The organism is Thalassospira sp. NFXS8, from assembly GCF_040148805.1.
Classification (GTDB): Bacteria; Pseudomonadota; Alphaproteobacteria; order Rhodospirillales; family Thalassospiraceae; genus Thalassospira.
The window spans coordinates 1,972,771-1,985,443 of the sequence record NZ_JAGEMF010000001.1 but is presented as its reverse complement, the minus strand read 5'-3'; the positions used below and the strand labels follow the sequence as shown (position 1 = coordinate 1,985,443).

The following is a 12,673-nucleotide window of genomic DNA, read 5'->3' as shown; positions in this document are numbered from 1 at the left end:
ATTTGGGCGATTGATGCAATTCCTGTTCATGTGGCTGGGATGTGCCCTGTCGTAAAAGGTAAAACGCCGCAGGGCGGGTTATTATTATAATACGGGAACGATACCGATACGGGATCGTTTGATCTGGCGTGATAATTCGGGCACAAATCAGATGCCCAGCAAGGCAATTAAAAATTCACGATGGTTCGGGAAAATATGAAAAAGTTTCGCCATGTCATGTTGTTGGTTCTTTTTGCGCTGGTAATGGCAATGGGAACACCAGGGACTGGCCATGCACAAAGCAAGGTTGATGGTGTCGACGAGACGAACATCCTTGAAAATTCGCAAAAGTCCCTGACGCGCTGGAACAGGATTTTCGACAAGGTTGAAAAACAGTTGTCGGGTGCCGGGGTGAGCGGACGCGAACTGGCCGATGGCCGAACCGAACTTGAACGCTCGATTGATGGTACACGCGACCTTGAAGCCCTGGCGCAGACCAAGCTGGAAAGGCTGAATGCGGCTTTGGGAAAGTTGGGGCCTAAACCCGAAGGGGATGCAGGCGAAGTTCCTGCCGTTACGGCAGAGCGTGACCGTTTAAACAAGGAAATTTCGCGGGTTAGCGGCATCCAGAAGCAGGGTGAACTGGCAGCATTTCGCGCCGGGGAGTTGCTTGACCAGGTTGGCCGGCTGTCGCGCGAACGTTTTACCCGCCGCATTTTCAGCCGTGCCGATGTGCCGTGGGACCCGACGGTTTGGCAAAAAAGCTGGGCCGAAGCCATGCAGCTTCCCGATGTCGTGCGCAGCCGGTATTCGGATGTTAATCTGGTGGACCATATTGGCGACCGACTGGAAGATGTTGCCCCGGAACTGGTGTTTTTACTGTTTGCCATTGCATCGGCCCTGATTGGGGGCGAGGTGCTGGTTTTTCGGTTTTTACCGGCACGGTGGCGAAACACATCAGACGAAGACCGAATGGCGCTGATTTCCGGTACGCGGTTTTCGTTGACTGCAATTGTGCCGGGTTTGCTGCTGTTTGTGATTTATCGCATTCTGATCTCTCAGGATGACCTGATGGTGGGCAGCGGTGGCGAACTGATTAATCAGTGCTTTTTTGCTGCCCTGTTCCTGATGTTTGTCGGCGCGTCGATCCGCAGCGTTTTTTCGCCGTTTGCCCCGCAAATGCGATCGGCCGGGACGACTGTTCGTGGCGCCAGGGTTGTCGGGTTTTCTGCTCTTTTTGCTGCTATAATTTTTGCTTCGGACATTGTCTTGCTGCAAGGGGCAACCACCATTGGGGCTTCTCTTGATCTGGCACTTGTGCAAAGCCTTAGTAATATCACGCTGATCTGTGCCGTGATGTTTGTGGCTGCCCTGGGAACCTGGTGGGAACATGACGCGGTAGACGAACAACAAAACTGGTGGCGCAAGGTTGAGCGCCGCTGTCGCCGGGTGGTGCTGTTTGTATCGGTGTTGTTGCCCATCCTGTCATTTATCGGGTATGTGGCGCTGGCGCGTTTTGTGCTGGAAAACATGATGCTCGCGCTTGCATTCGCCACCAGTTACTGGCTGCTGCGCGAATTTTTGCGCGCCCTCATTCATACTTATCTGGTCAAACCGGAGGCCGTAAAGGATGAGAGCACCAGTGATGCTGTGCATGGCACATTATATTTCTGGTTGCGGGTCACCATCGACGCAATGATGATGATCGTGGCTTTTCCAACCGCGATTATGGTGTTTACCGATATTGCCTGGGCCGATTTGATTAGCGCGGTGGAGGCGGCTTTTGTCGGTATTCAGATTGGCAGTATCAATATTTCGCTTCGGGCCATTCTGATTGGTGTCTTCCTGTTTTTGCTGCTGTTAAGCCTGATGCGGTTTTTCCAGCGTATGCTTAACACCCGTGTTTTACCCAATACCAAACTTGATCAGGGCTTGCAGCATTCGGTTTCGGCCATTTTTGGCTATGTCGGGATTGGCCTGGCAATACTGATTGCGGTGTCGGCAGCCGGTGTTGACCTGTCCAATCTGGCCATCATCGCCGGTGCCATTTCGGTTGGTATCGGTTTCGGGATGCAAAGTATCGTGAATAACTTTGTTTCCGGCCTGATTTTGCTGATTGAACGGCCGATCAAGGTTGGCGACTGGATTGTGGTCGGGGCTGATCAGGGGTTTGTTAAAGACATCCGGGTACGTGCTACCGAAATTGAAACCTTTGACCGGGCATCGGTGGTTATCCCCAATTCGGAACTGATTTCAAACCGCGTATTGAACTGGACCCTGAAAGAACGTTCCGGGCGGGGTATTGTACCCATCGGGGTTTCTTACGGGACAGATGCGAACAAGGTTCGCGATATTATGCTCGAACTGGCCGACAAGCGGCGTGAAATTTTAAGTTATCCTGCCCCTCAGGTCGTGTTTTTGGGTTTTGGCGATAGTTCGCTTGATTTTGAATTGCGTTATTTCCTGCGCGATATTGGCGATGTGCTGGCGGTTGCCAGTGCGATTCGTTTTGAATTGCTGGAACGTTTTCGCGAGGAAGGTATCGAAATTCCATTTCCGCAACGCGACATCAACTTGCGTGATATGGACCGGTTGGAAGCTGCCATTCGCAGTCTTTCGGGCGAGCCGCGCGTACGTAAAAATAAAGCCGCGGTTGAGGATGGTGACGAAGAAACCGGCAAGTACCGTCAGGCCGGCGAGATTGTTTCCCAGCCCCAAAGTGCGAAGCCGGAACAGCAAAGTTCAGACACCGGTTATGATCAACCCAAAACCCAGGATAGCCCGGCACAAGCCACCCCGGCGACACGGGATTTGCCTGACGGGGAACGATAGAAAAGGCTGGCTTTAAGTTTTTTGCAAAAAGAAAAATCCTGTGTTGCGCCCCTGTTGAGACAGGGCGTGACACGGGATTTTTTGTTGGGAAAAACGAATGGAAGCGGCGCGCTTTTGGCCTGATCGCAAACGACCGCCATCACGGCATAATTTGACGATATGCACGTTTAAAACGATAATACTTAAAAATTTGAACTTTTAAGCTGTGCTGTTTTTATAATCCTGATGTAAGTTAAATCCCTTCTTGTTTTTCAATCATGGGTAGGGGTGGCGGCTATGGTTTATGTGCGCAAAAGTGTCTGGGCGAATGGCGGCGGTTTTTCTGATCCGATTCTGTTTTGGTATGCCAAGGGGGTTGGCGCACTAAAACAAAAGCCGCTGTCGGACAAAACAGGCTGGCGTTTTATGGCGGCGGTACACGGCATCGATAAAAATCTTTGGCAGCAATATGGTTATTATACGCCGGGTGAAACAATGCCGTCCCAGGCCGACCAGGATCTGTTCTGGAATCAGTGCCAACACCAAACCTGGTATTTTATTCCATGGCATCGCGGGTATGTCTGGTCGATCGAGGGGCTGGTGCGGGCCGAGATTGTCAAGCAGGGCGGCCCGGCAGATTGGGCAATGCCTTACTGGAATTACAGCGACACCCAAAACCCGCAGGCCCGCATGTTACCCCCGGCTTTTGCGTGCAAAACGCTGCCGGATAACAGTGAAAACCCGCTTTATGTTGCCCAGCGTTACGGGCAGGGTACCTTGCCCCTTGTGTTGCCTGCGGCGGATGTAACACTTGAAGCGCTGTTACAACCCCGCTTTACCGGCACCGGGGCCGGGGCGCTAAGCGGCTTTGGTGGCCTTAAAACCGGGTTTTCCCACAGCGGAATGGTCAGCGGGCGGCTTGAAAACCACCCCCATAACATTGTGCATGTCGATGTTGGTGGCGAAAACAACATGGGGCCAGGGTTGATGTCAGACCCTGACACTGCCGGGCTGGACCCGATTTTTTGGCTGCATCATGCCAATATTGACCGGCTGTGGATGGTTTGGAATAGCACGCCGGGCCATTTGAACCCAACGGATGCTGCATGGCTTAACGGGCCGATGGATCGGAAATTTGTGATGCCGACAGTCGACGGGGCCGATTATTTTTATACCCCGGATGAAATGCAGGATACCACGGCTGCCCCACTGAACTATATTTATGATCAGCAGCAGGCATCAGCCAATGTTGCACGGATGGCAGCGGCACCGGTGGCACGACAGGCCGGGACACAGGCAAAGGGCATGGCAATGGAAGATGAAAAACCGGCCGAACTGGTTGGGGCCAACGCCGCGAAACTTTCGCTGGTCGGGGTTGGTGCGAAAACCAGTGTCAAACTTGATAGTGCATTAAGCCGCAAGGTTACGCAAAGTTTCAAATCAATGCGGACATTTGCCGCGTCTTCGCCAACAGCAGGGGACGCAACGCCAACCACCAGCGACCATGTGTTGCTGAATATTGAAAACATCCGTGCGGCGCGGGATGCTGCGGTGGTGGATGTTTATGTGAACCTGCCTGACGGGGCCAAACCGGAAGACCGGCTGGACCTTCTGGCCGGGACGATCGGCTTTTTCGGTGTGCGTAAGGCATCCCTTCCCGATCAGCCCCATGGGGGGATGGGGATTAGCGAAGTATTTGATATTACCCGTATCGTTGAAAACCTGGAAGCCGAAGGCACCCTTGCTGTCGATAATTTAAGCATCGACCTTATTCCGCGTAAAGCTGTTAGCGAGGATGCCGGCATTACGGTGGAACGGATCAGCGTCTATCGCCAGGAACAGTAATTTGGCTTCCCGGGTCGGGCGGCTTCGTGCCGTTTATTCCCTTATGGCAGAGCCCCCATGGCCAACATTGATTGTGATTACAATGCTTGGCTGGGGGGCGATGCTGCTGTTTAGCCAAGAACTGGCCCTGTCGTCGCTTTGTGTGGCGGCAACCGGGGCCTGGTATGATCAGGGCTGGCGATCATTGCAGGCAATGCTGGCATTTGTCTCGCCGGCCCATATCGCCCTGTCATGGTTGTTAATGTTAACTGCCATGATGACGCCAATTCTGGCCGGGCCGTTATATCATTTATGGGTGCGCAGCCTGGCCCGCCGGCGCTGGCGGGCGATTGGCGTTTTTATTGCGGCCTATCTTGTGGTCTGGATGGGGATGGCGCCGGTATTGGTTCTATTCGTAGCGCTTTTGCGCATTGCGGCAACGTGGTTTTCTGTGCCGGTTGGCGGCCTTGCTGTTGCAATTGCCCTGGTCTGGCAGGCGTCGCCGGTTAAACAGTTTTGCCTGAACCGGTGTCACTGGACGCCGCGCCTTGGGGCGTTTGGCTGGTCCGCCGATGCTGATTGTGCCCGTTATGGCCTGGTCAATGGTCTTTGGTGTGTTGGCACCTGTTGGGCGTTGATGCTGGTGCCAATAACGGCAATCGATATGCCAATGCATCTGGGTCTGATGGTGATTATTGCAGTGGTCATGGTGATTGAACGGCTGCAGCCGGCCAAACCTGTGCGGTGGCGTTTTCCGGTCGGGCGTTGAATTTGTGCAAAACCCTGATAGCTGGCAGCTCTGTGGATGGTGACGCAGGCCGGTTTTGTGGCTGGCTTGGTTTGAAAAAAAAATCCCGGCCCGTGGGGTGATGGGGAGTTGTGTGGGCCGGGAAAACGTTCCTGATTGGGGTCAGAACGAGCAGGGCTGCCACCCTGGGACAGGTTGGGGAAGGGCGGCGACCGGCGAATTGGTTGATTGATTATTAGTTGCCGGACAGGTTTTCGAGCGCATCGCTCAAATTTGTTGTGTTGGTTTGCGTGTTTGAATCAGCTGTTTGATCACCAGTTGAATCTTGCCCCGCATTTACCGAGCCATTTGAATTGTTCAGGATAACGCAGGCCGAGTTGGCTGTTGAGCTGGCTGTGCCGCCACCGCCGCCACAGACAAGCTGGGTCAGGCTGCTTGTGCCAGATGATGCGGTTGCGCTGCCAGAGCCGCTAAGCAATCCGGATTCTGCCTGTTTCATAACAACGGCAAGTGAAGCGCGGTTCTGGTCGGGGGCCGACCAGGGCTTTTCAAACATTTGTGCCATCGCGGAAAGGGGCCCCGATGCTGACAGGATGGCGGCAATTGTCAGGATTTTTGCCCCGCTTTTCGCATGGGGTGCAATGCGACTGGCCAGGACAGGCCGGGAAACCATAGACATCAGATTTTCCTTTCATCAGGCAGGGTTGGAAAGAAAGAGGGAATGAAGCATCCCTCTTTCTTCTTTGCCGGGTCAGTCGTTGATTGCAGGCGCGCCAACCTTGATCGAAAGGTTGTTGCCAATGGCCGTTGCCGCACCATTGATAACGGGCTGATCAAGTGAACCAAGGCCGGTATAGTGGTTCAGATTGACGTCGTAGACATTGCTGGAGGCAGAAACATTCGCATAGGCGAACTGCGTGACATCCGAGATCAAGGCTACGTCAGGCTGGATGCCTTCAATATCGGTGTTATCACCGCCGCCATTGCCGCCGCCGTTACCACCATGATAGAAGGCCGCGGACATTGATTGCGCATCGCCGCCCGGGGTTTCATCGACCGGTGTTTCGGCTGCCGATACAGGCTGAACCGAAATATTCATGTTATTGGCCAGAGCCATTGCGCTGGCATCAACGGAAAAGTTGTTGATGTCATAGGCATTGGTCGTTGCCGTGACCGACGACGGTGCGATGTCGCCATTTAAGGCAAGCAGGGTCAGGCCGATGGCACCGGAAAGATTGGTGTTCGGGCCTGTCTGGTTGCCCATGCTGTAATTGGTTGAAGCAGCATCGCCACCAGAGGACTGATCGCCACCGGTTACGGTGTCAAAGGCAAACTGGCCAGCATGAACGTTGACAACACCTTCACCGGAAACCGATGCGTTGTTGGCAAGAGCAGTTGCGGTGGCATTAAGTGCAGGCAGTTCGGTTGCAGCGTCATAGCTGTCGCTGGGCTGAATGTTATCAACATTCACGGTGAAAATCACACCGTCGCTTTCGCCATTACCCACGCCATCGGCACCGAACGGGTCGTATACGGCACCGGTAACCGTGATGTCAGCCCCTTCAAATGCACCACCGGCAGAGGCAATGCCGCCTTCGGAATCCGGGTTGTTACCAGCCGGACCATTGGCAATACCAAAGGAGGACGGGTTTGTCCCCTGACCGGCATCAATACCATCAACATTACCCGATGTGGTTTCGCTGAAATCGGCGACATCCGGGTCCAGGCTGGACGGCGAGTTGTTTGACCAGGCTTCACCTTCAAAGGTGAAAGTACCTGAGGTTTCGCTCATGATTGGCTGGTTGTTGTGAATGCCATGCACATTGGAGGTGGCCGACGTGCTGCCAAGCTTTTCCTGCAGGATTTCGACCATCGAAAATTCTGCGGGATCGTCGATATTGAGATCGATATCGACATTGGTGTCGACGTCGCCATCCCATGACCATTCAACATTATCGAACGCAAAGGCAGGGCCCCCGATTACCAGTACACCAGCAGTTATGATGGTGCCCAGCAACAGTTTGGTCTTAAGCATTTTGGTTACTCCTGTTGATTACTTTTTTCCGTTTTGGAAAGTGACGAAAACCGCTCTAGATGCGCGCTCATGTCGCTTGTTTTGCTAAGCTCGCATTCCGGTGTTTGCGGCAGCCCCAAGAAATCTGTCATGATTTGATAGACCCCCATTTCTGCAACCGCTCTGACGCCAAGCTGTAGCGGCTCGTTCCGGATGCGCCCGGCGTCAAATTCGACAAGATTGATTCCGAAAAAACGAAAGACGCCGGCGCTGACTTCGTAGCCCATGATTTGCTTTTGCAGCGAGCTGACATATCGAACGGCGAAATTCTTTGAATCGATGACACGTAAATCCATGGCAACATTGATCACGACGGTTCTTCCGCCGCCGCCAATGCCCCGGACATAAAGCTGTGCGCCTTCGCTAAGGATGTTGTAATTGAGCTCGGTTACGGCCCCGACCAGGATAAAATCGGACGCGGGAATTTTCCCGTATTGATCGATTGATCGGGTCAGGCGGCCCTGCTCGGACAGGCGTACTTCAGCAAGAGGAATGCGCAGATCAAACCGTTCGACCAGATTTGCCCGGCCCGATTTGTAAAGGGCACTCATGACCATTTCGCTGACGCCTTGTGATATGGCGTGGCCGTTTTCGTCGTAATTCAGCTGGCCGGTTTTGTCGGCGACTTCGCCAACAGCAAAGATCGGCAGCCGGTTGGCTGGAACATCCTTAAGGAGGCGCAGGCAGGCGCTATAGGGTGTCTCATTATCGGTGACCGGAAAGGATATCATCGGGTCGATGCGATTTTGTGAATAGGACCCTGGACCTGGAGCACACGCCGCCAGACTTGTGACCGTCAGTGCAGCTGCTGCTAACTTGCGTAACATTTTTCCAATCCCTGCTGTTTTCTTTCCCCAAAGCGCAATCGGCAAATTTTGTTGTGCTGTTTGCTTGGGTTTATTATGCAGGAATTGATTATTTATTCTATATTACATAAATGATTATTATGGTGATAAAGGTGGTTACATGTTTTAGTCAAATTATGGTTATGTTTTTATTATTGATTATTCGATTAATTATTTGTGGATACTACTTTTTATATACGAATATGCTATAGGGCATATTGCCTTGGCCGGGAAAAGCGTTTTGAATCAAGCCTGTTATTCGTTGCCAGAAAAGAAGTTGATATGACCGCTTTCATTGATGCCCCCAAAAACAACCGTCAGGTACTGGCAATTGGCTTTCGACCATCAGAACTTGATGCCCTGATGAATAAGGATGCCGGCTGGACTGCGGTCGCCGATCCGGATTTTCATCTGGCGGCACGGGATGAGGGTCGGTTTTGTGCGGCTTTAATCGGCCAGCGACAAACTGAATTGTTAAGTCATCTGCAAATTCGTTATTTGTACCGCGTCGCCCGTAAAATGCCGCTGATTACGTATGTTGCCGACGGGCATTATATTGTGGGGCAGCGCTTTGACTGCGGCAGTAACGCATTGATGTTTTCTTCAACAGCCGATCTTCTGGAAGAAATATGCCTTTTATCAGACGAGGGTTATTGGCTTCTGCCAGGGGAAATTGATGGCGTTTCCCTGTTGCTGGGCGATAGCGCCGAGGCAATGTCAAAAAGATTGACCGTTCTGGACTGGCATTTGTTGCGTGAAATTCAGAAAGGAAAAAGTAACGCTGAAATTGCGCGGTATGCCAATCGAAGCGAGCCTGAAATCAAAAGCTGGTTGTTTGAAATATTCAGTTGCCTTGGGGTTGTCACCCGCACTCAGGCAGCTGTTGTTGCCTATTTTATCGAACAACATGTTGATCGGTAATCTGTGCAAGTAGTGGCGTGTACCGTTCGGAGAAGGAATGTCACATTATTGGCAGGACTAAAACGGACCCTTCCCATAACGTCCGGAGTATTTGCAGGGCATTGGTATTATGGGGTTTTTTACGCCTGACTTCGCCACAAAAACAGACCATATGCGGTTTATGGAACCTATTCGTCATAAAAGGATGAGGACATCATGATCTGGTTTGCGGACTTGAAAAAGATACTTCGATTTGGAGTTCCGGTGTTGGCAGGCGTGGTTTGTGCTGTCAGTTTTTCATCACCCGGACAGGCCCAATTCAATAATAAACCCTATTCTTTCAGCACGCCAACAGGGGCGCCGGGTATGAGCCAGGCTGCACGCCAGGCTATTATAAACGATCAGCTTTATAATAGCCGCCCGGAAAACATGTTGCGTGATTCTTCGGGGGCTTTGTTATCGATTGAAAAAAGCAAAGGCGGTACTGCGATTGTTCGGACGGCCGATGGCGAAATATTGCCAGGGTTTCGGGGGACCTCCATTTCTACGGCGGGGATTTCAGTCGGTGTTTTCAACACCTATTTTATGGCGGCAGATAACGACCGGCGCTATGCACCGCTTCAAAGTATGGCTGCCACCTATACAATTAACGGCTGGATCAATATGCTGTCGCACGATGGCCGCACCGTTATCCCGCCGGTTACCGCATCGCCGATAGATGGCTGGATCTGGATGGCGGCGGGTTTATGACCCTGATACTGCCACAAAAAAAACGCCCCGACAGAGGCTGGCGGGGCGTTAGATCGTTTTATTTAAGGGTTGCAGGAAAAAGCCGAATTTATCTTTGTGGTGCGTGAGTGAACGCAGAAATTGTGGTTTGTGCAAGATGTCGGGCTTTCTTTCCATTTACGTTCCAGAGAGGAACTGTTTTACACCGGTACTGTTTTCGCGTGATCGATCTCTAGCTGAGCGATGCGGTATAACCGGTCGTGCGGGGTTGGCTGCGAAGTGCCCAAATTGCTGCTTGCGTACGATTATCAACCTTGATTTTGCGCAGAATGCTTTTGACATGCACTTTGACGGTTGCCTCTGAAATATTTAACCGAATGGCAATTCGTTTGTTGGAATCTCCGCTTGCCAGACATTCAAGAATTTCATGTTCGCGCGGGGAGAGTTCGATATCGAGCATATCGATATTTTCAAGTTCAAGTGATGACATGAAATGAAAGCGTTCCATCATGATGGACGCAAGATTTGACGGGTATATTTTTTCGCCTTCGGTAATGAGCTGAAATGCCAGTTCGATGGCTGTTTGTGAAACGTCGTCCAGTAATGCACCATTTACGCCCAGACTAAACAGGGCAAACAGGCTTTCGGCATCATATTCGTGGGCAAGAGTGATAATTCTGACACCGGGATTGTGTTCCCGGAAGGTTGCCAAAGAGGTCATCTGGCTTTGAAAATTATCGATGCTGACCAGTACGACGTCTATTTTTCGATCTGCAGGTGTTACAGAAATCAAGTCATCCAGGTTAGGAGCATCGATAATTTCGGCATTTTTGGTATGTGCCAACAGACTGGTTAGGCCGGTACGCAATAATAGGCTTGAATGTACTACTGCGACGAGTATTTCTGCAGAGTTCCTTGACGTCCGCATTGTCGTTATCCCTGTATTTGATGTTTTTAAGTATTCGGGGAAATTGTTTTACAAAATAAAACACGTCCAGAATGCTTAAGCATTTTAGCCTTTCGAGTAAAATGAGAGTCTTCCGGGTTGTTTTCCCCCTGCCTTCACAATCAGGATAGCTATCAAATGCTCTCAAATCTATGCTCCAGTGGGGGTAGTGTAAGTGTATTTTCTATCTATTACGGGTAACTATTACGGGTGACTACTGTGGCATGTTTTAGTGGTTCAAGGAGGTCTGCTTATTTATTAGAGTGATTCCAAGGTAATAATAAGGCGTTAACTGCCCAAGCGGCCCACGAAAAAGGGCTTGCCGATATGTGCAAGCCCAATGGCTCAATCGTTTCTGTCGTATAAGAATCGGGTTTTGCAATTGGCCGCTTTGTCATTAATTGGGCCACAATATCCATACAGTTCCCTTTATACGGTCATGTACTTGTGTGAGTACAATAATGGAGCGTGTCCGGGATTGCGGGGAGACAGGTTTGCCCCCAGGGATACGTGCGTTGGCGCAGCGACCAGATTGCAGCCTGCGTACGATTATCGACACCGATTTTTCGCAAGATGCTTTTTACATGCACCTTGACTGTGGCTTCGGCAATGTCGAGACGAAGAGCGATTCGCTTGTTTGCCTCGCCATTTTCAAGACAGTGTAAAATTTCCTGTTCACGCTGCGACAGTTCAATTTCCTCGTCCAACGCACCTATTGGCAGAGGGGCGCAAGGGCTTAGCATTCGGGCCATCAGGATTTGCCCTATGTTTGACGGGAACAACTTTTGACCTTCCTTTAGCATCTTAAAGGCAAGTTTCAGTGTGTTCTGTGAAACATCATCCAGCAACGCCCCGTCAATATTGATTTGAAACAGGGCAAACAGGTCTTCCAGCTCGTAATGATGTGCCAGGGCGAGCATTTTTAGTCGTGGATTTTGGGCCCGCAATGTTGTGAGATAGATGACGTCCTGCTGGATGTTTTCGATATTGAAAAGAATAACATCGGCTGCGGATGCCATCGTCAGATTGGTTTGAAGTTCTTCCAGTGATGTTACGCTGGAAATTGATATATCCCTGAACTCTCCCAGGATTGATGTCAGGGCGTGGCGCATTAAATTTCCCGGATGCACAACGACAACATGTTGTGTTGTGCCTTCTTCAAGTGAAGTCATAGGTCCCCCAAATAAGCTGGTTGGCTTTGTCAGTTCAATGAATCCCAAAGGGTCCATTCTGGACGGTTTTGCTGATTTTTTTGCTTTTTTATGGGTGAGTTGCCCGCAGCAATTATCCTTTCAGCAGTAAAAGGTTAATCTCCTGTTTTTCACCGTTCCATAACTATAGCGAGGTATGAGGGACGCATTTTGCATCATCAGGGGTAGAGGGGATGAGTCTTATTTTTCATCTGTGGTTAAGCTATACGGATGGGTTAATTTTATACCTGAATAAAAAATAAATTATATTTACCTAATTTAACAAGCAAAGATTGGTACCGAAAAAAAAAGCCAGACCTTAATGTGATGCTAATTTTTTTTGATTTTTTTTGTTTTTTATCAGTCTATTAGGCCGAATTCAGTAATGAATGCCTATTAAAGGAAAATAATTTGTTGCCCGGTGCAGGGGCAAACTATTTGAAACAATTAGCTACATTTCATTGCAGGCTAACAGTAGGGTGTAGCTACCCTTAAGGAAGTTTCTGTCCCTATACCAAAGAGACAAGTTTTTCTCGTGATCGTTATGATTGATGTAATTTCGCGCGCCGATTCTCTGACTAGCTGCGCAAAAGAAACAACATTTTCAGCAATTAAGTTGTAGTCAGG

At 50.6% G+C, this 12,673-nt stretch carries 10 protein-coding genes; 5 read left to right on the top strand and 5 right to left on the bottom strand.

The features are described 5' to 3' along the window. Nucleotides 1-195 precede the first annotated feature (195 nt). The 3 genes from J4E05_RS08990 (at nt 196) to J4E05_RS08980 (ending at nt 5,383) form a co-directional block, all read left to right on the top strand. Nucleotides 196-2,811 (top strand): DUF3772 domain-containing protein, encoded by a 2,616-nt coding sequence (locus tag J4E05_RS08990; RefSeq protein WP_349594461.1) that lies wholly within the window; start codon nt 196-198, stop codon nt 2,809-2,811. Between the two features lie 276 nt (nt 2,812-3,087). Next, the gene (locus J4E05_RS08985; protein WP_349594458.1) at nt 3,088-4,635 is read left to right on the top strand and encodes a DUF7868 domain-containing protein; all 1,548 of its coding nucleotides are present in this window, start codon (nt 3,088-3,090) and stop codon (nt 4,633-4,635) included. 1 nt (nt 4,636) lies between these two features. Beyond that, on the top strand, nt 4,637-5,383 hold the full coding sequence (locus J4E05_RS08980) for a copper chaperone (RefSeq protein ID WP_349594455.1): 747 nt from the start codon (nt 4,637-4,639) through the stop codon (nt 5,381-5,383). A gap of 214 nt (nt 5,384-5,597) precedes the next feature. Here the strand turns inward: J4E05_RS08980 and J4E05_RS08975 are convergent, their stop codons facing one another. From J4E05_RS08975 to J4E05_RS08965, 3 genes are all read right to left on the bottom strand, one after another. Next, a complete protein-coding gene (locus J4E05_RS08975) occupies nt 5,598-6,041 on the bottom strand; it encodes a hypothetical protein (protein ID WP_349594452.1) in 444 nt (147 codons plus the stop codon). A 72-nt stretch (nt 6,042-6,113) separates the two neighbouring features. After that, entirely contained in the window at nt 6,114-7,397 is a 1,284-nt protein-coding gene (locus tag J4E05_RS08970) for a hypothetical protein (protein WP_349594449.1), read from the bottom strand. Between the two features lie 5 nt (nt 7,398-7,402). Then, the gene (locus tag J4E05_RS08965) at nt 7,403-8,263 is read right to left on the bottom strand and encodes a CsgG/HfaB family protein (protein ID WP_349594446.1); all 861 of its coding nucleotides are present in this window, start codon (nt 8,261-8,263) and stop codon (nt 7,403-7,405) included. 300 nt (nt 8,264-8,563) lie between these two features. On the opposite strand from J4E05_RS08965, the gene J4E05_RS08960 reads away from it, so the two are divergent. Then, nucleotides 8,564-9,202, top strand: a complete 639-nt coding sequence (locus J4E05_RS08960) for a hypothetical protein (protein ID WP_349594443.1) — start codon at nt 8,564-8,566, stop codon at nt 9,200-9,202. A gap of 345 nt (nt 9,203-9,547) precedes the next feature. Further along, on the top strand, nt 9,548-9,931 hold the full coding sequence (locus tag J4E05_RS08955) for a hypothetical protein (protein WP_349594440.1): 384 nt from the start codon (nt 9,548-9,550) through the stop codon (nt 9,929-9,931). Nucleotides 9,932-10,142: 211 nt separating this feature from the next. Here the strand turns inward: J4E05_RS08955 and J4E05_RS08950 are convergent, their stop codons facing one another. Beyond that, complete coding sequence (locus J4E05_RS08950; RefSeq protein ID WP_085588375.1) at nt 10,143-10,838, bottom strand: response regulator transcription factor; 696 nt, start codon at nt 10,836-10,838, stop codon at nt 10,143-10,145. A 455-nt stretch (nt 10,839-11,293) separates the two neighbouring features. After that, on the bottom strand, nt 11,294-12,028 hold the full coding sequence (locus tag J4E05_RS08945) for a LuxR C-terminal-related transcriptional regulator (RefSeq protein WP_349594437.1): 735 nt from the start codon (nt 12,026-12,028) through the stop codon (nt 11,294-11,296). Nucleotides 12,029-12,673 lie beyond the last annotated feature (645 nt).